Genomic DNA, 20,366 nt, shown 5'->3' with positions numbered 1-20,366 from the left:
TTCGAGTACCGTGACCCGTCGCACCCGGCCCCTGTGGGCCGCCCTCGCCCTGACCACCGCCCTGGCACTGACCTCGTGCAGCGGCTCGGGCTCGGAGGACGAGGAGGATCCCTCGGCCGACGCCACCGCCGCCCAGCCGCCCGCGGCCACCGCCGCACCCGTCCCGGGCACCCCGTCCGCACCCTCGACGAGCGGCCCCGGCACGCCGAGCACCCCGGCGACCCCGAGCGACCCCGGGACTCCCGGCACGCCCTCCGCGCCCGGGACACCCGGCACCGCACCGCAGCCCGCCGGCTCCCGCTGGCAACCCGCCCCCGGCCTCGCCTGGCAGTGGCAACTCGGCGGCGGCGTCGACCAGTCGGTGGACGTCCCGGTCTACGACGTCGACGGCTTCGAGACCGACGCCTCCGTGGTCGCCGCCCTGCACGCCAAGGGCCGGAAGGTGATCTGCTACATCAACGCCGGCTCCTGGGAGGACTTCCGCCCCGACTCCGCCGCCTTCACCAAGGCCCTCCAGGGCTCCGGCAACGGCTGGAAGGGCGAGAAGTGGTTCGACATCCGCAAGCTCGACCAGCTGAAGCCCCTGATGGCCGCCCGCTTCGACATGTGCCGCAGCAAGGGCTTCGACGCCGTCGAGCCCGACACCATCGAGGCCTACAACCAGAACAGCGGCTTCCCGCTGACGGCGGAGGACCAGCTGCGGTACAACCGCATGCTGGCCTCGCTCGCCCATGAGCGCGGCCTGGCGATCGGCCTGAAGAACGACCTGGACCAGATCCCCGCCCTGCTGGGCGACTTCGACTTCGCCGTGAACGAGGAGTGCGCGCAGTTCGACGAGTGCGCCCGGCTCTCGCCCTTCATTCAGGCGGGCAAGGCGGTCTTCCATGTCGAGTACAAGCTCGGCACGGAGAAGTTCTGCGCCCGGACCAAGCCGCTGGGCTTCAGCTCGATGCAGAAGAAGCTGGAACTGGACGCCTGGCGGAAGCCCTGCTGAGGCCCCGTCGGGGCAGCAGGGCGTACCGGTCCGCCAGGCGCTCCGTCCGGAAGGGTTACTTGACCGCGAGCCAGATGACGGCGCCCACCACGACCAGCGCGACGACGGCGATGACCGCGATCAGGCCGGTCCGGCTGCCGCCGCTGCTGCTGCCGTAGGTGGAGACGGAGCCCGGCGCCTGGGGTGCCGGGGTCTCGTCGACGAACGCCCGGAACATCTGGGTGCTGCCGGCGGGGTCGTAGTCGTTGTCAGCCATGGCACGGACTCTAACGAATCCGCCGACCCCGCCGACACCCCGGACCCTCCTCCGGCGCTCCCCGCCCACCGGGCGCGACGCCCCGGCCCGGGGAGTGCGACAAGCTCGTGAAGTCCGTCCCGACCGTGGAATGCCCGCCCGGGTGATCCGGTTGACTCGGGTCATGACCGGAATCCACAGTGACGCCCCCGGCCGGGTCCAGCTCGGCACCTCCGACCTCGCCGTGCATCCGCTCTCCCTGGGCGGCAACGTCTTCGGCTGGACGGCCGACGAGGAGCAGTCCTTCGCCGTCCTCGACGCGTACGCGGCCGCCGGCGGCAACTTCGTCGACACCGCCGACACCTACTCCTCCTGGGTGCCCGGCAACGCCGGCGGCGAGTCCGAGAGCATCATCGGCGACTGGCTGCGCAGCCGGCGCAACCGCGACGACATCGTGATCGCCACCAAGGTCGGCCTGCACCCCGAGGCGCGCGGCCTGCGCGCGGCCACGATCAAGTCCTCGGCCGAGGGCTCCCTGCGCCGCCTCGGCGTCGACCACATCGACCTCTACTACACCCACCAGGACGACGACACCCCGGTGGAGGAGTTCATCACCGCGCTGGACGAGCTGGTGAAGGAGGGCAAGGTCCGCGCGATCGCCGCCTCCAACATCGGCGCCGAGCGGCTCGCCGAGGCGCTGGCGTTCTCCGAGCGCGAGGGCCTGGCCAAGTACGTCGCCGTCCAGCCGCACTACAACCTGGTCTCCCGGGCCACCTTCGAGGGCCCGCTGGCCGACGTGGTCGCCGAGCACGGCCTGGCCACCGTGCCCTACTACGCCCTCGCCTCCGGCTTCCTGACCGGCAAGTACCGCCTCGGCGGCGCCGACGTGGCCAGCGCCCGGTCCGACGGCGCTTCCCGCTACCTGGCCGACCCGCGCGGCCCCAAGGTGCTGGAGGCGCTGGACACGGTCGCCGCCGAGCACGGCGCCGAGCTCGCCACCGTCGCCCTGGCCTGGCTGGGCAGCCGCCCGACGGTCGCCGCCCCGATCGCCAGCGCCCGCCGTGTCGAGCAGCTCCCCCCGCTGCTGGCCGCCGCCTCGCTGCGCCTCGCGCCGGAGCAGCTCGCCCTGCTGGACAGCGCCTCGTCCTGACCTCGGCGCGGCGGCCCTCCGACGGATTCGATCCGCCGGGGGCCGCCGCGTCGGACGCACCGTTACGGGCGCCCGAAATGGGTGGGGTAGAAGCCGCTGCTGAGGGTGGACACCCGCACCGCCTTCCCCGGTCGGGGGGCCTCGACGAAGGTGCCGCCGCCGAGGTAGATCCCCACGTGGTGGATGCCGGAGGCCCGGCCGCTGTCCGACCAGAACAGCAGGTCACCGCGGCGCAGCTGCCCTGCGGTGATGGGGGTGGTGGCCGCGTACTGGTCGTCCGCCACCCGCGGCAGGCTGATCCCGCTGCGCCGGAAGGCCTGCTGGACCAGCCCCGAGCAGTCGTAGCCCGACGGGCCGTTGCCGCCCCAGACGTACGGCTTGCCGAGTTGGGCGAGCGCGTAGTCGATCGCCGCCCGGGTGCTGCGGGAGGCGGGCGCGCTGTCGGGGTCCGGCCGGGTGGCGGGCTGGGCGGGCGCGGGGGCCGCCCCATCGCCGGACCGGCCGGTGCGGCTGAGGTAGACGTCGTAGTGGCTGGTGTACCGCCACTCGCCGCCGCCGTTCTTGAACCAGTACCTGGAGCCGTCCCAGCCCTGCCGCATCCCCGAGGACGGAGCGGCCGCGGACGTCGTCGGGGCCGTGGCCGAGCCGTTGGAGACGGTGGACCCGCCGGATGTGCCCGCGGACCCTCCGGTCTTGCCGGTGCGGGCGGCGTAGACGCCGTAGTGGGCGGTCCAGCGCCACCCGCCGTTCGCGTCCTTGAACCAGTACTTCGAGCCGTCCCAGCCCTGCTTGCCGGGTGCGGCGTACGCGGATCCGGCGCCGGCCGTCAGACCGACCACGCCGGCTCCCGCCAGCACCGTGGTGGCCAGGCAGGTGTTTCGCACGGCCCGGTGTATTCGCCGGCCGCCGGACGCCCCGGCCGCCGGGCGGGCGGTGCCCGGCCGGGCCGCGCAGTTCGGGCAGCCGCAGCCCGCCATGGCGGGGATGCTGCCGAGGCTCTCCTCGAAACCGATCAGCGCGGCCTCGGCGTCGAAGTCGGCGAACTCCGCCTCGAAATCGGCCTCGAAATCGGCCTCCGGGCCGGTGGCTATCCTCATGCCGGTCGTCCTTCCTTCCGCCCGGCCCGGGCGGCCGGGGACGGTACCGAGGCGGCCACTCCGGCCGGTGCGACGAAGGCGACCAGCAGGTGCTCCATCAGCGCGCTGCGGGCGGCCTCGTCCAGTTCGTGCGCGGTCGCGCGCTCCAGCCGGCGGACGGCGAGCGCCGCCGCCTCCACCGCGTCGTCGACCAGCACCGTGCGCAGGCCCGCGTCCAGGTCCGCCAGCCGGCGGCGGCGCATCGACTCGGCGACCTCGGGCGCGTAGTCCAGCGCCAGCGGCTGCACCGAGTAGACCTCCAGGCCGGCCGGGGCGACCTCGGCGGCCAGCGACCGGGTCAGCTCGTCGGCGAACCACTGGCCGTCGCGCAGCGCGGGACCGGGCGCCGCGTTGCTGTCGCACGGCAGCATGGACGCGGTACGGGTCAGCACCGCCTGCACCTGCTCGCGCAGGTAGTCCTCGTGGTCCTCGATCGCCAGCAGCGCCCGGGCGGTGTCCTTGACCCGCCAGACGATCAGCAGCCGGACGACGATCGGCGTGCCGGTCCGGTCGACCACCTTGACCGGCTCGCTGCGCCAGTGGCGCAGCCGGACATCCACCCGGCGCCGGCGCAGCAGCGGATTGACCCAGACCAGACCGGTGCGCCGGACGGTCCCGCGGTAGCGGCCCCAGCGGCTGAGCACCCGGGTCTCGCCGCCCGCGTTGGCCAGCAGCCCGGCCAGCGAGAGGACGATCAGCAGCCCCGCCGCGGTGACCGCGGCGACGGGCCCCGCCTCCACCACCGCCCCGCCACCGGCCCGGGCCGCGGCGGTGCGCAGGTCGGGCAGCGCATCCCAGTGCGGGATGACGCCGTCGCTCAGCAGGACCAGCAGGACGGCGGCCAGGCCGACCAGCAGCGCCAGCAGGGCGGTCCAGCCGGGCAGCGCGGTGGCGCCGTGCTCGCGCAGCGCCTGGTCGGCGCGCGGGGGCCGGCGGGAGGTGGTCGCGGTGATCGCGCCGGCCGGGGTGACCTCCGGAAGCTCCACCGCCTCCGGGGCCGCCGTCTCCAGCGGGTCACGCAGGTCGACCGGCGTGACCGCCGGGCCGGGGACCGTCGCCGACTGCGCGGTCGCCGGGCCGTTGTCGACCGGCTTACCGGTCTTGGCCGCCCTCACCAGCGGGCTGGAGCCGGAGGCGAAACGTTCCGGCAGGGCCGGGGCCAACGCCTTGGGAAGATTGTCGGGTCGCTGCGAAGAATCGCGGGTGACGTCCATGCACGGATCCTCAGGTTCAGTGTGTCGCGCAACGGGCGGCCCGGATCTGACGGGCAGTGCCAGAGTCAGGCTAAGTTCATACGTCATCAAATGCGACATTTGCGATAGAGCGTGTCGACATTTGTTGACGAATCATCCGAAGCCGATATGACGCGCAGGCACATGAGCGGATGGTCGGAGTTGTTCAGCGCCGCCGAGCACCGGGACCGCGAGCGAAGACCCGACGGGTGATCAGGCCGATCCCGGCGAGCAGCAGCAGGAGACCGGCGAGACCTCCGCGCCAGGCCTCGGACCGGGAGCGGTCGGAGGCCGGCTGCGCCCGCGCCGCCTCGACCCCGGTGGCGGGCTCGACGGACGACCCGGCCGGGGGCGCTGCCAGCGCCCGGGAGGACTCGGCCAAGACCTGACCGCCGCCGGCCGGCTGCGCCGCCCCGGCGGTCGCAGTGGCGGTGGCGGCGCCTGTGGTGGGTGGGACGGTCGGGGTGGACAGGACGGTCGCACCGGCGGCCGACGCAGCGGCGCTCGGGCTCGCGCTCGCGCTGACGCTCGGGCTGGGGCTCGGGCTGGGGCTCGGGCTGCCGCTCGCGCCGGGGCCGACGCTCGGGTTCGCCGTGGCCGAGGACGTCGGCGAGGCGACCGGTGCGGCGGCCGGCGGGACGACGATCGGCAGCAGCCCGGGCGGGACGGGCCCCAGGGCGGGCTCCGGGCCGGACCCGACGGCGGGGGTGGCAGGGACGGACGGAACGGACGGCGCCGGCGGGGCCGGCACCGAGGGCGACACCGTCGGCACCGGCACGGCAGGGGTCGTCGCCGTCGGTCCGCCGGTCGGCGGTGTGGTGACAGGTGCGGACGGAGCGGGAACCGGCGCCGGCGGCACGGCCGACGACGGTACTGCCGCCGACGGCAGGGACGGGGACGCCACACCGGGCGTCGGCACGGACGGTGCGGTCGACGCCGACGTGGGCGACGGCACCGGGGTCGGTACCGACGGCACGGCCGTCGGCGCAGGCGGCACGGACGAGCCGGACGGGGTCGCGGACGAGGCGGACGGGGTCGCCGGAACCACCGGAACCACCGGTGCGGACGGGGTCGCGGGCGACGGCGCGGCAGCCGTCGTGACCCGGACGGTGACCGCGTCCGCCGCCGTCCCGTTGCCCGCCAGGTCGGTCGCGGTGACGACCAGCCACTGCTCGCCGTCCGTCAGGTCACGGTTGGCCGTGCAGGTCCAGCTGCCGTCGACGGCGGCGGTGGCCCCGCAGGCCACGATCCGCTCCGCCGAGGCCGAGCTGCCGGACCGGGCGGTGACGATCACCCTGGCACCGGGCTCGGCCCGGCCGCCCAGCTTCGGCCGGGCCACCCCGACCGTCTCGCCCGCGGCCGGCGTGGTCAGCACCGGTCGGTCCGGCGGCAGGGTGTCGACGACCAGCGCGGTGGCCCGCCCCGGCGTCCGGTTCCCGGCGGCGTCGACGGCGGTCGGGGTGAGCTGGTGGCGCCCGTCCGGCAGGTTCTCCACCGGTAGGCAGGACCAGCCGCCGTCGGACCGCACCGCCGTGCTGCACAGCTCGCCGGCCGCGCCGCCGCCGACCCGGTCGGCGACCGAGACGGTGCTGCCCGGCTCCCCGGTACCGACCAGTTGGAGGCCCGGGTCGTTGGTGTACTCGGGGAGGGTGAGCACGGGAGCGACGGGCGGCGCGGTCTTCACGGTGACCCGGACGGGATCGCCGCGCAGCACCAGACCGCCGCTGGTGGTCTCGACCGGGGTGAGGGTGTGCGCGCCGGCGGCGAGCGGGCCGCCCGGCCGGCAGGACCAGTCACCGCCCTGCTCGACCCGGGCCTTGCAGAGCACCGCGTCCCCGTCGCGCACCTCGACCGTCGCCCCGGCCACCGCGCCCTCACCGCGCACCTGCGGGCGGGCGTCGGCGACGACGGTGCCGTCGACCGGGACGGCGATCTCCGGCCGGGCGGCGCCGACCGTCAGCCTGATCCGCTGGTCCGAGACCTGGCCGGAGTCGGCGAAGCCGCCGGCCGGCACCAACTGGGCCGCGTCCCGGCCGATCCGCAGCCTGGCCCAGGTCTCCCCCGACGAGGCGTTGGCGGGGACGGTCCACTCCAGGGTGGCGCTGTCGGCCGTGGCCGGGATCTCGGTCTGCACCCGCTCGGTGGGGTCGAACCGGCCGTTGCGGTCGAAGTCGATCCAGCCGGCCAGGATGGCGGGGGCGCCGGCCACCGCGACCGGGACGGTGACCCGGTAGTACCGGCCGATCGCGGCCTCGGCCGGGTAGCCGACGGCCGGGTCGCCGCCCTGGTACTCGCCGCGTCCGGGCTGGAGCTTGGGCGGCGCCGGGCTGGACCAGACGCTGCGCCGGCCGGCGCCGTGGTCGAGCTGGACCAGCGGCCCGTCGGCCGCGTCGGAGCTCCCGGCGGGCGTGGCGGTCGGCACCAGGGGGGTCGTTCCGGTGGTGCCGGCCCGCCGGTCGTGCCGGGCGGCCCCGGCGGCGTCCGCGCCGAGGAAGAGGTCGGAGAGCAGGTGGGAGGCGTTGCCGTAACCCTGCGGGGCGGTGCCGACGCCCTCGTCCAGGGTGACGGTGTACGCCTGGGTGAGCGGCGCCGGGGCAGTGGTGGAGCCGGCCCGGGCGGTGGAGCGCTGCTCGACCCGGAAGACGGCGGTGCGGAAGGTACCGGCCAGCTCCAGGCTGCCCTCCGCGGCGGATCCGGCCTCGGCGTCGCTGCCGCCGCCCGTTCCCGCGGGGGCGAGGCTGTTGCCGTCGACCGTCCAGCCCGGCCAGTCGGTGCGGTTGACCAGGGCGGGTGCACCCGGCGAGCCGCCGGTGAGCGTCAGCCGGGCCGCGGTGCTGGTGGTACCGCCTTTCCCGGTGGCGATCGCGGCGAGCCCGCTGACGTGCAGCCGGGGATTTCTGACCGGTCGGGAAAAGGCGAGCCGAAGCATTCCGACGGTGCGCCAGGAACCGTCCGTCTGCGGACGGTTCGCGGTGAGCCGGAAGGTCTGCGCGGGATCTCCGGGCCGCAGTCCGTCCGTATAGAGGGCAGCCGCCCGCCCTCCGCCGGAACGGTCGGCCAATTCACCCGGTTCGGCCGTGACGTCGAAACCGGGAGCGGCGGAGAAATCCAGCTGGACGGTGAGACCGGAGGGCAGGACGGCGCGCTGCTCGCCCGACCAGGCGTCGGGGGACTGCTGCGCGACGGAGGAGGGCGGGTTCCAGCCGATCAGCAGCGCGGCCGCCAGGGCGGCGGAGGCACCGGCCGCCGCCAGTCGCAGCCGCCGCACTTCTCCCGCCCGGGGCGCGTGCCGGTCCGGGGCCGGGCCGGACAGGGCGGCATGGCGGGGGAACTGTCGGCTCATCCGGCTCTCCTTCGGTATCGGCTGCTGGGGTGGGCCGGGCAGTCTGGGCACAAGATGTGACAAAACGGAATCACGATCCTGGGCCGGTAATACTGCGACACCTGCGCTATTGGCCGTGTCCCACCCGTTCGGCGGTCATCCGACCGGCAGGAAAGGATGTACCCGAAAGGGATGGATTTCATCCATTAGGTGGTGTATCGAGCGGAATCCGGCCCGATCAACCGTGCACGCCCGTCAAGAGCCTGACCATTCGTCGAGCGGCTCTGTTCGCAGCCGGGGCGCTCGCCGGGGTCGGTGCCCGCGACCGGGCACCCGGCACCCCTCAGGAGCGGTTCCGCCACCGTCGAACCCCGTGGGCCCGCCGTCGCCGAGCGCTGCCACCCACGTCCGTTCGAGCGCGGTACCGGACCTTCCGTGGCCCGCACGACCGCGCAGCCGGCCCGACGGGCTCCGGCGCCGGCCGGCCCCGCGATCATCGGCCGGGCCGGCCGGGGTCACCCCCTCGGCGGACCGCCGGACCTCGACCGGCGCCGACCGAGCCGCCGTCCGGGCCACCGATCGACCCCGGGAGCGGCCGACGGGCGGTACCGGCCGGACAACGGAGAAGCCCCCGGCCGGTGGCCGGGGGCTTCTCGCTGGTGCGCTCAGCAGGATTCGAACCTGCAACCTCTTGATCCGTAGTCAAGTGCTCTATCCGTTGAGCTATGAGCGCAAGTGCCGGGCGAACCCGGTCTTGCGAAGGTTTGGTGCGCTCAGCAGGATTCGAACCTGCAACCTCTTGATCCGTAGTCAAGTGCTCTATCCGTTGAGCTATGAGCGCTCGCCCTGGTGAACGTGTCAGCGGGGCGTTGCGGGGACAACATTACATGACCTGCGACGCGGGGCGAAATCGATTGATCCGGACCCCCGGGGGCGACCGCTTCCGACCGGCCCCCACCGGCCCCGGACATGCGAGAAGCCCCGCCGACGTGATCGTCGACGGGGCTCCCGACTGGCGGAGGCTGAGGGATTTGAACCCTCGATGGGCTTTAAGACCCAAACCGCATTAGCAGTGCGGCGCCATAGACCGGACTAGGCGAAGCCTCCCCACACCTGGACCGCGCCCGCGTGGCGGACTCGCTCCGTGTGCCAGTGATGATGCCACAACCCGAGGGCTCGGCACCAACCACCGTCAACGTTACTAGGCGGGTCGTCCCCGCCGCAAAGAAGAATGAGATACTGCCCTCTCCGGAGGAGCTGCCCTGAGCCGAGGAGACCTGTCGACGTGAGCAGCAGGCCGATCCGAGGCGCTGCTCGCCTCGCCGCCATACTCGACGCCCTGCCCGACGCGTTGTTGCTGGTGAACAGCAACGGCACTGTCGTCGATGCCAACAACGCAGCCGTCCAGGCGCTCCAGACGCCCGGCACCTCGCTGGTCGGCATGGGCGTCCTGGACCTGCTGCCGGAGTTCGACCCGAGCCGGATCCCCGGCTCGATGCGACCGAAGCCGCGCGAGGACGACGCCCTCGACCGCCCGGTCCGGATGACCGCCCGCCGTACCGACGGCACCACCTTCCCGGTCGAGGTCTCCGGCAACGACTTCGCCGACGACGGCGCCGGCTCCGGCGAGGGGCGCGGCTACGCGCTCTCCCCGCTCGTCCCCTACGACCCGTACCGCGAGGGTTCGCGGCCCCCCGGCAGCGACCTGCTCCTGCTGCTGGTCCGCGACCTGTCCAGCCGGCTCGGGGTCGAGGCGGAGCTGCGCCGCCAGCACAAGCAGACCGAGATGATCCTGCGAGCCGCCGCCGAGGGCGTGCTCGGCGTGGACCTCGAAGGCCGCTGCGTGCTGGTCAACCCGGCCGCCGCGCACATCCTGGAGTACCGGGCGAGCGAGCTGGGCGGGCGCGAGCTGCACCCGCTGATCCAGCACTCCCGGGCCGACGGCACCCCGCTGGCGCTGGAGGAGTCCGCGCTGCTGGACACCCTGACCTCCGGGCGCAAGCACCGGGTGCGCGGCACCGTGCTCTGGCGCAAGGACGGCCGACCGGTCACCGTCGACCTCACCACCGCCCCGGTCCGCGACGGCGACCAGCTGGTCGGCGCGGTGATGACCTTCACCGACCGCAGCCGTGAGCTGGCCCTGGTCGCCCGCAACGACCACCTCACCGCCGTCCTGGAGAGCGAGCTGGGCGGCGCCCTGACCGCGCTGCACCGGCGGATCGACGCGCTCGCCGCGGACCCGGCCGGCCAGCTCTGGCCCGAGGCCAACTGGACGCTGCGGCGGCTGGCCGACGAGTGCCGGCGGTTCGGCAAGCTGATCGACGGCGTGCTCGCCCACCAGCGTTCCGAGGCCGGCGGTGACGGCTCGTCGTCCGGCGGCTCGGGCGAGGACGACAAGGACGGGAAGAAGCCCGCCGACCGGGTGCCGGTCAGCCTGGACAAGGTGATCCGGCAGGCCGTCGAACACGCGGGCGAGCTGGTCGGCGCGGGGCGGGTGCGGTTCTCCGTGCACGCCGCCGCCGTCGAGGTGATCGCCGACGAGCAGCGGCTCGCCCAGGCGCTGGCCCACCTGGTCGCCGACGTCAGCGGGGTCGCGCTCTCGCTGGACGCCCCGCCCGCCGTCGCCTCCCCCGGCCTGGCCGCCCCCGGTGCCCCCGCGCTGCCCCCGGTCGGCGGCGACGCACCGATGGTGGTGCTCGCGGCCGCCCAGCGCGGCGACGTCGCCCGGGTGGAGATCCGCGGACCCGGACGCGGCGGCAGCCCCGTCCACCTGCCGATAGCCCGCACGGTGGTCGAGCGCCACGGCGGCGTCCTCCAGCCGCACGAGCTGCCCGGCAAGGCCGGCACCACGTACGTCGTCGAGCTGCCGCTGGACCCGGTCGCGGCGAAGGCCGCCGCCGAACGCGCGTCGGCCGAGGGCCGGTCGGACCGGCCCAAGGAGACCGACAGCGCCGTGCTGCCCGACCTGCCGGGCATCCCGCAGCTGCCCGCGGCCCGGCGGCCCGAGGACGATGCCGGGACGGCGCCGGTCGACGCCCCGGCGGCCGGCGAGGCGGTCGACCGGGCCGCCGGACCGGAGCAGGGGGCGACGGACGAACCGGCGCAGGCGCCGGTGGCCGAGCGGCGCGGGCGCCGGGGCCGGCCGGCGGCCGAGCCCGCCGCCCCCGAGGCGGACGCGGCTGCCGCTGACGCCGCCGCCGAACAGTGGCCGAACGCCCCGGCACGGGTCGAGCGGGCCGTCCCCGAACAGTGGAACGGCACCGGCAACGACCCCGCGTACGGGCGCCAGGGCCTGGGCGGCCCGACCCCCCAGGCGAGCGACCCGTGGGGCAAGGACGACGGCCGCTCCGGCACGGCGTACGCGGTGCCGGTCGACGGCCGCCCCGACGAACGCGCCGACGAACGCGCCGACGCGCCCGCTCCGGCGGCGCAGCGCGGCCCGCTCGCGCTCGGGCCCGCCACCACGCCCAGCGAATCCGCTCCACCGGCACCGGCCGGCGCCCCGGCGGGCGGCACACCCGCCGGCGGCACACCGGCCGGCGGCACCCCGGCGATCGGCGTGCCGGTCGGCGAGGCCGTGACCGAGGGTGCTCCGACCGGCGCCGAGGCCTTCGGCCGGCCCGGCCGGGAAGCCGACGGCGGGGAGGAGCCGAAGCCGTCCCGGCGGCGCCGCGCGCTGCCGGCCAACGAGGACTCGTCCGGGGGGTTCGCGCTCCCCGGCATGCCCGACTCCGCCGCCCCGCTCTACCCGGGCCTGGAGCACGCGCTGCCCGCCGGCCCCGCGCCCACGCCGCCCGAACCGGCCGCCGCGGCGCCGACCGGCCGGCGCCGCCGGCTCGCTGTCCCGCCCGGCCCCGACACCGAGACCCAGGTGCCCGCCCCGACACAGGGGACGGCACACGGAACGGCACACGGGGCGACTGCGCCCGAGAGCGCTCCCGGCGCGCTGGAGCTCGCCCGGCCCGCGCTGCCCGCCGCCGGCGCGGAAGGCCCGGCCACGTCCGGTCCGGACGGCCCGCAGCCGGTCGGCAGCGGCCTGGCCGAACTCGCCCCGCCGCGCCCGCTCGGCCCTCCCGGTGCGCCGGGCGGCTCCGCTCCGGCCTTCCCGGCCGCCCCGGCCGGCGCACCCCCGCTGCCCGCCGCACCCGACGCCCGACCGGCACCGCGCCCGATGGCCGAACTCCCCGCCGCCGGCCACGACGACCCCGCCGAGCACCCCGCCCAGGCCCTCCCCTCCGGAGACGGCAGCCCGCGCCGGCTGCTGGTCTGGCCCGAGCCCGACCCGGCCACCCGGCAGGCCCTGCAGGACCGCGGCTACCACCCGGTGATCGTCCGCTCCCGCGAGGAGGTGGACGCCCAGGTCGCCGGCTTCCCCGCCGCGCTGTTCGTCGACCCGCTGACCGGTCCGATCACCCGGACCGCGCTGCAGTCGCTGCGCACGGCGGCCCTCAACAGCCGGGTCCCGGTGCTGGTCACCGCCGGCCTCGGCCAGGCCACCCGGGACGCCGCGTACGGCGCCGACCCGGCCGTGCTGCTGCGCGCCCTCGCCCCCCGCGACGGCGAGCACCACGCCCCCCGGGTCCTGCTGGTCGAGGGCGACCCGGACATCGCCGCCGCCATGATCAGCAGCCTGGAGCGGCGCGGCATGCACGTCGAGCACGCGATGGACGAGAACGACGCCGTCGCCCGCGCCAGCAGCGTGCAGCCGAACCTGGTGGTGATGGACCTCTTCCAGATCCACCGCCGACGGGTCGGCCTGCTGGACTGGCTGCGCACCAACGACCGGCTGCACCGCACCCCGCTGGTCGTCTACACCTCGGTCGACCTCGACCCGCGCGAACTGCCCCGCCTGCGCACCGGCGAGACGGTGCTGTTCCTCGCCGAGCGCTCCACCAGCGCGGACGTCCAGTCCCGGATCGTCGACCTGCTCGGGCGGATCGGCGCGATGGGCGAGGCGGGCGTCGCGGCCGCCGGCTGACGCGGCCGGGGACCGGTCACCCGTGGTGACCGGCCCCCGGCGCCCGCCGAGCGTGCTCTGCCGCCCGGCGGCTACTCCTTGCCGAGCACCGTGACGTCCAGCTCGTCGGCCGCGTAGCCGGCGCGGATGACCTTCTTGTCGAACTTGCCGACCGAGGTCTTCGGCACCGCCTCGACGATCGCCCAGCGCTCCGGCAGCTGCCAGGAGGCGACCCGCTCGGCGAGGAACGCGCGCAGCTCCCTCAGCCCGGCCGTGGCACCCGGCCGCAGCACGACGGTGGCCAGCGGGCGCTCGCCCCACTTCTCGTCCGGGACGGCCACCACGGCGGCCTCGGCGACCTCCGGGTGGGCCATCAGGTGGTTCTCCAGGTCCACCGAGGAGATCCACTCGCCGCCGGACTTGATCACGTCCTTCGCCCGGTCGGTCAGCGTCAGGTAGCCGTCCGGGGTGATGGTGCCGACGTCACCGGTACGCAGCCAGCCGTCCTCGGAGAACTTGTCGTCCGGGCGCTCCGGGTCGTGGCCGGCGCCGCCGTAGTACGCCCCGGCGATCCACGGCCCGCGCACCTCCAACTCGCCCGCCGAAGCGCCGTCGTGCGGCATCCGCTCGCCACCCGGGCCGGTCAGCCGGGCCTCGACCGAGGCCGGGAAGACGCCCTGGCTGATCCGGTACGGCCACTCCTCCTCGGGGGTGAGGCCGCCGGGCGGCTGGGCGAAGGCGCCGAGCGGCGACGTCTCGGTCATGCCCCAGGCGTGCACCACCCGGATGCCGTGCCGCTCGTCGAAGGCCTTCATCAGCGCGGGCGGGCAGGCGGAGCCGCCGATGACCACCATGCGCAGGCTGGAGGTGTCGTAGTCGCCGGCGTCCAGCTCGTCGAGCAGGCCGCTCCAGATGGTCGGCACCGCGGCGCTGACGGTCGGCCGCACCCGGGCGATCATCTCGGCCAGCGGCTTCGGCTGGAGGAAGCGGTCGGGCATGAGCAGGCCCGCGCCGGACATGAAGGCGCCGTGCGGGATGCCCCAGGCGTTGACGTGGAACATCGGGACGACCGGCAGCGCGACGTCGCGCGGGGTGAAGGCGAAGTTGTCACCGGTGTTGACCTGGAGGCCGTGCAGGTAGATCGAGCGGTGGCTGTAGAGCACGCCCTTCGGGTCGCCCGTGGTGCCGGAGGTGTAGCAGAGCACGGCCGCCTGGCGCTCGTCGATGTCGGTCCGCCACGGGAACGTGGTGGGCCGGTCGGCGAGCAGCTCCTCGTAGTCGTGCACGGCGCCGGCGAAGCCGGCCAGCACGGAACGGTCGCCGGGGCCGCTGACCACGATGTGCTTGAGCGTGGGGGCGAGTTCGGGGAGGACGGCGGCCAGCAGCGGGAGGACGGTGCCGTTGACGATGATCACGCGGTCGGCGGCGTGGTTGATGATGAACGACAGCTGGCCCGCCGGAAGTCGCAGGTTGAGCGTGTGCAGCACCGCCCCCATCGCCGGCGCCGCGAGGTACGCCTCCAGGTGCTCGGCGTTGTTCCACATCAGCGTGGCCACCCGGTCGTCCCCGGTCACCCCGAGTTCGTCCCGCAGCGCGTGCGCGAGCTGCGCGGCGCGCGCCCCGACCTCGGCGTACGTCCGGACGAGGGGCCCGGTGCCGTCCCAGGTGGTGACGGTCGACCGCCCGTGGATCGTCGACCCGTGCTCCAAGATCCGGGCGACGGTGAGCGGGACGTCCTGCATCGTGCTGAACACGGGTCCTCCTTGACCTGGCGCACTGTGGCGGCGACTGCGCGGCTACCGGGCGGCCTACTGGGCGGTAATACAGGCAGTCGAGCCCGATTCTGCCTCTCCGCCTGCCCGCTGTCAGCATCCCGGCCCCGTTGCACGGGTCACGGCTTCGCCGCACCCGCCGCCCGGCACCGTCCGCTCGGTCGGCCTCAGTCGACCTGGCCGTCCTGGCTGTCCTGGTCGCGCTCCCGGGCCAGGGCTGCCAGACCGTCGAAGGTACGGAGCAGGACGGCCCTCCGCTCCTCCTTGTGACCGGGGTCGGGCTCCAGACCGTCGATGCTCCGCTCCCAGACGGCCATGAAGTCCGCCTTCCAGCCCTCGATCGTCGCCGCGGCGGGAAGCCCCGCGCCGACGTAGTGCCGGGAGGCGATCAGGTGGAGCAGTTCGAGGTTGCAGGGGACGGCCACGCCCCAGTACTCGTCCGGCTCCAGCTCGACCCGGTCGCCGGACATCGCCCGCTCGACGTCGTCGAGCAGCCGGCCGGTGAGCTCGGAGAGGTGGTCGGCCGCCGCGTCGCTGTCGAAGTTGCCGCTGCCCCAGGTCCCCATGTGTCCTCCGTGATCGGGCTCTTCGGTCAGCCCCGTTGTAGCGGACCGCACTGACAATGGCACGCGATACTGGGGGCATGAGCGACAGTCATGACGATCACCGGGTCCAGCCGGAGCCGGCCGGCTTCCGGGTGCCGTGTCCGTGCTGTTCCGACGGGGTGCGGACGCGGGCGCGGCTGGGCGTGCGGGCCGACCGGTCGGGCACCGGCCACATCCCGGAGACCTGCCGGGACTGCGACGGGCGCGGCTGGCTGTCCCTCGGCCTCCGGGACTGACCCGCGCCCCGGCCGCGGCGGGGGCTGAGCTGACGGCGCGTCGGAGCGGACGAGAGCGGGCGGGGCCGGAGCGGACGGCCCGTCGGTTGCGACCGGTCAGGCCTGCCGGTCGGGGCGGTGGAGGCGGACGCAGACCTCGGGTTCCGGCAGGTAGGCCGGATCCAGGAAGAACCCCTGTTCGGCGGCGACCCGCAGGACGTGGTGGGCACCCGCGCCGCGATAGGTCGCGAGGTTGACGCGGATCCGGCGGGGGGCCTCGGCGCCCCGGTTGTTGCCCGGGCGGGTCTCGCGCGCGACGATGCGGCGCACGTGTCGGTCCCAGGCGGCGGCGCTGCCGGAGAACTCCGCCCAGAAGGCGCGCGGCCCGACCGTCCAACGGGCGCCCCAGCGGTCCCAGTAGTCGGGTTCGGGGTGCTTCACCCAGAAAGCCAGCAGACTGAGCACCCCGTAGACGGGGACGTAGGCGATCTGCAGCACGAACATGAACGGCAGCAGGAGCGCGGAACGGGTCGGACGCGCCCCCCACGGCGTGCCCGGGGCGGCCGGCGGATCCTGCGGGCCCGGCGCGGACACCCGGGCCGGGGCGGGGAACCACCGACTGAGCCGGACGCGCCCCAGGTCACCACCGGAGGGCACGCCCTGCCAGCCGTACCGCTGCGCGAGCCGCACCACCCCGGCCGCACCGAGGCCCCGGTAGAGGCGCACCGCGAGCTTGACCCCCATCGTGCGGCCGAGGTCGGCCCCGACCTCGCCGCCACCGGCGGCGTACTCCGCCTCGGCGGTGCGGATCCGGCGCTCCAGGATCGGGCCGACGTACCGCTCCCAGTCCTCCGGACGGCCGGTGAGCTCGGCCTTGAGGCGGCGCGGGGGGATGAAGGTGCGGTTGACCTTCAGCCAGGAGTCGGAGTCCGGGCCGGACGGGCCGGACGCGCCGCTCCAGAGCAGGATCGCGAACAGGGCCGCCAGGGCGGCGATCCAGAGTGGTGCGTAGATCCACTGGAGGGTGAACTGCAGCAGCACGGCGATCCGGCTGCGGCGCGGCTGCGGGCCGGGGCAGCCGCCGTCGAAGGGGGCGGCGGGCGGTACGACGGGCGGTGCGGCGGGCCCGGGCTGGGCCGGGAACGGCTGGGCGTGCGGATGGGGCTGCCCGTACGGGTTGCCCTGCGGCTGGCCGCCCTGGGTGTACGGGTTCCCCTGTGGGTACGGGCTGGCCTGTGGGTACGGGCTGGCCTGCGGAAACGGGCCGGCCTGCGGGTGCGGGCCGCCCTGGGCGTACGGGTTGTCGGCCGGGGCGTGCGGGTTCGGCTGGGCGTACGGGTTGGGTCCGGCGTACGGACCGCCCTGCGGGTACGGACCGCCCTGCGGGTACGGCGCGGGGTGTGGACCGGCTCCGTGTCCGCCCGTTCCGCCGTAGTGTCCCTGACCTTCCGACACGCCCGTCCCCCTCCGTGTGACCAGTCGACGGGACACCCTATCCGGCCGGGGAGCGCGGCCCGTCAGCTCGCCAGCGGGGCGTCCACCCGGTTGCGGTCGACGGTGAGCGTGGCGCCGCCGTACGTCTCCTCGACATTGCCCTGGTACTGGTGGACGCGCCGGCGGTCGACCCAGAGGTCGGGAGTGAGCGCCCCGCCGCCGGCGGTGTCGGCGTGGCCGTCCCAGCGGGCGTACCAGAGCGTGTCGGGCAGCGGGGCGCTGCCCGCGCGGGCGGCCGCCGCGAGGTCGGCCACGCCGGAGTCGAGGCTGGAGTAGAAGCCGGACCGGTAGCCGGTCGCGTGCAGCGCCTGGGTCCAGCCGAGCACGAAGTCGACGACGGCCTGGCCGCAGGCCGGATCGCGCATCGGGTACGACTCGATGTCCAGGAAGACCGGACTGCCCTGGCCCAGCCCGACGGCCGTGAGGCCGCGGACCGCCTCGGCCGCCTCGTCCCGGCCCTGCTGGGCCGCGAGGGCCGGGTCGATCCGCCGGGGCTTGCCCTTGAGCTCGCTGCACGGCGCCTGCAGGCCGACGTGGACGGGAAGGAACCGCCACCCCATCGCCCGCGCCTGCCGGACCCAGTCGGCGGTGAGCCTCGGCTGGGCGCAGCCGCGCTGGGCACCGCTGGTGTAGATGCCGATCGCGCCGTACGGGGAGGTGCCGCGCCAGGCCCGGAGGGTGTCGAGCGGAGGCGCGGTGCAGGCGTCGAAGGCCTCGCCGCTGTAGAGGTCGCGGGCCCGCGGGGCGGGCGGACCGGACCGGTCGGGCAGGACGGTGGCCCGGATGCGGGGCACGGCGGCGGCCACCGGGGCGGTCGCCTCGGCGCGGACGCCTGCCCCGTCGATCGCGAGCAGGAGCACGAGGGAGGAGGCAGCCAGGGCCGCCGGGCGGAGATAGCGCACCCGGCCTTGATACTGACGGACCATCGGATGAATGCGGCAACCTCGCCGTACGGGCCCGAGAAGCTCACCCTTTCGGGCGCACCCGTCCGCATCCGTCCGCATTTTGGTAACGAGCTTGCCCCTGGCTCACTCCTTACGGCAAACTCGCGACTATGCCCACGTCCCATGCCCGCCAAACCACCTCCCCGACGCCGGCCGCCGCCGTCGCCGAGGCCCTTGCCATGCCGCCCGCCCCCAAGGGCGAGCCCGCCGGCGAGCGCGGTGGCTGGCGACGAGACGGGGCCCCCGACCCTGGGCTGCCGCCGGGCGCGCAACCCGCCGGGCCATCCGGCCGGCGGTACTCGAAGCTCGTGCGGCGCCCGGAGCGGATCCCGGCGCCGCTCCTCTGTCTGGCCGCGATGTTCCTGGTCCAGCTCGGCATCGCGCTGTCCAAGCCCCTGTTCGGCCCGCTCGGCGTGAGCGGCACGACCTTCCTGCGCCTCGGGTTCGCGGCGGTGATCCTGCTCGCCGCCACCCGCCCCCGGCTGCGTGGACGCCGGCCGCGCGACCTCGCCGCCGCCGGCCTGCTCGGAGTGGCGTCCGCCGGGATGACGCTGCTCTTCGCCGGGGCGATCGACCGGCTGCCGATGGGCACCGCCGCGACCATCGAGTTCCTCGGCCCGCTCGCGGTCGCGCTGATCTTCGCCCGCCGGGCCAGCCATCTGGTCTGGGCGCTGCTCGCGGCCGGCGGGGTGGCCCTGCTGACGCTGCTCGGCGAGGGTGGCGGCGGATCGTCACTCGACCCGGTCGGCCTGGCCTACGCCTTCGGGGCGGCCGCCTGCTACGCCGCGTACATCCTGTTCACGGACAAGGTCGGCGCCGCGTTCCAGGGGTTCCAGGGGCTGGCGGTCTCGATGACGGTCGGTGCGCTGACACTGGCGCCGTTCGGGCTCGGCCAGGCCTGGGACGGGCTGACCGCCCCCGGCGCCTCTCCGCTGATGCTGCTGCTCGCGGTGGCCGGGGTGTCGCTGCTGCTGCCGGTGATCCCCTACGCACTGGAGATGACCGCGCTGCGGCGGATGCCGCAGCGGGTGTTCAGCGTCCTGGTGAGCCTGGAACCGGCGGTCAGCGCGCTGGTCGGCCTGGTGGTGCTGGGCCAGCTGCTCGGCGCGGTGCAGCTGGCCGGTATCGGCTGCGTGGTGGCCGCCAGCGTGGGGGCCACGCTGACCGGGCGGCGGTGAACGGGCCGCGGTGACTTCGCCGAGGTGACTGCGCCGAGGTCGCTTCGCCGCGGTCACTTCGCCGCGGTGACCGGGCGTGGCGGCGCGGTCGGCAGCCCGGCGGCCCGGACCGGGGCCGCCAGGCCGTCTGCCTGCCCGCTACGGCCAGAGCAGGGTTCGCGACCACTCCGGGGTGCGGACCGGGCCCGTCCGGGTGTAGCGCAGCCGGACGTGGCGGCGGTTCGCGTCGCCCTGCCAGAACTCCACCTCGTGCGCCCAGAGCGTATAGACGGCGTGCCCTGCCGCCACGGCGTCCGGGGTGGCCTCCAGCCGGCGGCGGGCGACGGCCTCCGCCTCGTCGTACTCGGTCGGCGAGGCCAGTGGCTCGCTCTGCCGGCCGACCAGCGCACCGACCCGGGCGGCCGGGGAGCGGGTGGCGAACTCGGCCGCCGCGACCTGGTCGGCGGCCCGCTCGACCGTGCCGCGGACCCGCACCTGGCGGCCCAGCGGCGGCCAGTAGAGGGTGAGCGCGGCGGCCGGGTGATCGGCGAGCTGGCGGCCCTTCGGACTGTCGGCGGCGGCCGAGAAGACCCAGCCGGTGCCGGAGGCGTCCACGTCGCGCAGCACCAGGACCCGGGCGTCGGGCATGCCGTCGGCGTCGACCGTGGAGAGCGTGGCCACCTGCGGGTCCAGCACGCCGGCCGCGAGCGCGGTCGCGAGCCAGTCGACGAAGAGCGCGCCGGGCTCCGCCGGGGCCGACTCGGCGTCGAAGGACGGCAGCGGGCGGGCCATCGGCGGGCGGCCGAGCAACAGCTCGGGTACGGACCTGGGCTCGGGCCTCGTCTCGGGCCTCGACTCCGACCCCGGGGCAGGCCTGGCCTCGCCCGGACCGGTCAGGCCCTCCTCCTCCGCTGCCATCGCGCCCTTCCTTCCGGTTGCCGCGGTCGCAGCCCCTCGCCGGCCGGGCCCGCCGGGGCCCCGGGCGCGGGGTGCGCTGTCGGAGCGCAACCGTACCGCCGACGGGTGACGGTTCCGCGCGCGCCCTGGCCGGGAGCGGCTCGGGCCCGCCCGGGTCGGCTCGGGCCCGCCCGGGTCGGCTCGGGTCCGCCCGGGTCGGCTCGCAGCACGCCGGCGGCGGAATCCGGTCCCGTTC

Annotated in this window: 14 protein-coding genes and 3 tRNA genes; 5 read left to right on the top strand and 12 right to left on the bottom strand. The window is 75.4% G+C overall.

What is annotated here, in order from left to right; genetic code table 11:
* Positions 1–10: 10 nt before the first annotated feature.
* Positions 11–994, top strand: a complete 984-nt coding sequence (locus AB0J08_RS20355) for an endo alpha-1,4 polygalactosaminidase (RefSeq protein ID WP_360635712.1) — start codon at positions 11–13, stop codon at positions 992–994.
* 55 nt (positions 995–1,049) lie between these two features.
* Here AB0J08_RS20355 and AB0J08_RS20350 read toward each other — a convergent pair whose 3' ends face one another.
* A complete protein-coding gene (locus AB0J08_RS20350; protein WP_360635708.1) occupies positions 1,050–1,250 on the bottom strand; it encodes a hypothetical protein in 201 nt (66 codons plus the stop codon).
* A gap of 163 nt (positions 1,251–1,413) precedes the next feature.
* Here AB0J08_RS20350 and AB0J08_RS20345 point away from each other — a divergent pair, with 163 nt between their 5' ends.
* Positions 1,414–2,379: an aldo/keto reductase gene (locus AB0J08_RS20345; protein WP_360635705.1), complete on the top strand. Its 966-nt coding sequence runs from the start codon at positions 1,414–1,416 to the stop codon at positions 2,377–2,379.
* Positions 2,380–2,441: 62 nt separating this feature from the next.
* On the opposite strand, the gene AB0J08_RS20340 is transcribed toward AB0J08_RS20345, so the two are convergent.
* The 6 genes from AB0J08_RS20340 to AB0J08_RS20315 all read right to left on the bottom strand — a co-directional run bounded on the left by AB0J08_RS20340 (position 2,442) and on the right by AB0J08_RS20315 (position 9,176).
* Positions 2,442–3,476 carry a C40 family peptidase gene (locus AB0J08_RS20340; protein ID WP_360635702.1) on the bottom strand — a complete coding sequence of 345 codons (1,035 nt, stop codon included), beginning with the start codon at positions 3,474–3,476 and terminating at the stop codon, positions 2,442–2,444.
* Positions 3,473–4,729, bottom strand: a complete 1,257-nt coding sequence (locus AB0J08_RS20335; RefSeq protein ID WP_360635699.1) for an SPFH domain-containing protein — start codon at positions 4,727–4,729, stop codon at positions 3,473–3,475. Before AB0J08_RS20335 ends, AB0J08_RS20340 begins: the two co-directional genes overlap by 4 nt.
* Before the next feature lie 184 nt (positions 4,730–4,913).
* On the bottom strand, positions 4,914–8,090 hold the full coding sequence (locus AB0J08_RS20330) for an Ig-like domain-containing protein (protein ID WP_360635696.1): 3,177 nt from the start codon (positions 8,088–8,090) through the stop codon (positions 4,914–4,916).
* Between the two features lie 636 nt (positions 8,091–8,726).
* A tRNA-Arg gene (locus AB0J08_RS20325) sits at positions 8,727–8,802 on the bottom strand.
* Positions 8,803–8,834: 32 nt separating this feature from the next.
* Positions 8,835–8,910: transfer RNA gene (locus AB0J08_RS20320), tRNA-Arg, on the bottom strand.
* Positions 8,911–9,082: 172 nt separating this feature from the next.
* Positions 9,083–9,176: transfer RNA gene (locus AB0J08_RS20315), tRNA-Ser, on the bottom strand.
* 178 nt (positions 9,177–9,354) lie between these two features.
* On the opposite strand from AB0J08_RS20315, the gene AB0J08_RS20310 reads away from it, so the two are divergent.
* Positions 9,355–13,047: a PAS domain-containing protein gene (locus AB0J08_RS20310; protein ID WP_360635693.1), complete on the top strand. Its 3,693-nt coding sequence runs from the start codon at positions 9,355–9,357 to the stop codon at positions 13,045–13,047.
* A gap of 71 nt (positions 13,048–13,118) precedes the next feature.
* On the opposite strand, the gene AB0J08_RS20305 is transcribed toward AB0J08_RS20310, so the two are convergent.
* Positions 13,119–14,780, bottom strand: a complete 1,662-nt coding sequence (locus AB0J08_RS20305) for a long-chain fatty acid--CoA ligase (RefSeq protein ID WP_360635690.1) — start codon at positions 14,778–14,780, stop codon at positions 13,119–13,121.
* A 185-nt stretch (positions 14,781–14,965) separates the two neighbouring features.
* Positions 14,966–15,364, bottom strand: coding sequence for a DUF4259 domain-containing protein (locus tag AB0J08_RS20300; protein WP_360635687.1), 399 nt, complete (start codon positions 15,362–15,364; stop codon positions 14,966–14,968).
* A gap of 77 nt (positions 15,365–15,441) precedes the next feature.
* On the opposite strand from AB0J08_RS20300, the gene AB0J08_RS20295 reads away from it, so the two are divergent.
* Complete coding sequence (locus tag AB0J08_RS20295; RefSeq protein WP_360635684.1) at positions 15,442–15,639, top strand: hypothetical protein; 198 nt, start codon at positions 15,442–15,444, stop codon at positions 15,637–15,639.
* Between the two features lie 96 nt (positions 15,640–15,735).
* Here the strand turns inward: AB0J08_RS20295 and AB0J08_RS20290 are convergent, their stop codons facing one another.
* Both AB0J08_RS20290 and AB0J08_RS20285 read right to left on the bottom strand, forming a co-directional pair.
* A complete protein-coding gene (locus AB0J08_RS20290; protein ID WP_360635682.1) occupies positions 15,736–17,073 on the bottom strand; it encodes a hypothetical protein in 1,338 nt (445 codons plus the stop codon).
* 62 nt (positions 17,074–17,135) lie between these two features.
* The gene (locus AB0J08_RS20285; RefSeq protein WP_360635679.1) at positions 17,136–18,014 is read right to left on the bottom strand and encodes a DUF1906 domain-containing protein; all 879 of its coding nucleotides are present in this window, start codon (positions 18,012–18,014) and stop codon (positions 17,136–17,138) included.
* Between the two features lie 152 nt (positions 18,015–18,166).
* On the opposite strand from AB0J08_RS20285, the gene AB0J08_RS20280 reads away from it, so the two are divergent.
* The gene (locus AB0J08_RS20280; RefSeq protein ID WP_360635676.1) at positions 18,167–19,234 is read left to right on the top strand and encodes an EamA family transporter; all 1,068 of its coding nucleotides are present in this window, start codon (positions 18,167–18,169) and stop codon (positions 19,232–19,234) included.
* A 138-nt stretch (positions 19,235–19,372) separates the two neighbouring features.
* On the opposite strand, the gene AB0J08_RS20275 is transcribed toward AB0J08_RS20280, so the two are convergent.
* On the bottom strand, positions 19,373–20,131 hold the full coding sequence (locus AB0J08_RS20275; RefSeq protein WP_360635674.1) for a pyridoxal 5'-phosphate synthase: 759 nt from the start codon (positions 20,129–20,131) through the stop codon (positions 19,373–19,375).
* Positions 20,132–20,366 lie beyond the last annotated feature (235 nt).

The organism is Kitasatospora sp. NPDC050463 (genome assembly GCF_040655255.1).
Taxonomy (GTDB): domain Bacteria; phylum Actinomycetota; class Actinomycetes; order Streptomycetales; family Streptomycetaceae; genus Kitasatospora.
Note: the sequence above shows the minus strand (reverse complement) of the source record. Positions and strands in the feature narration are given on the sequence as shown.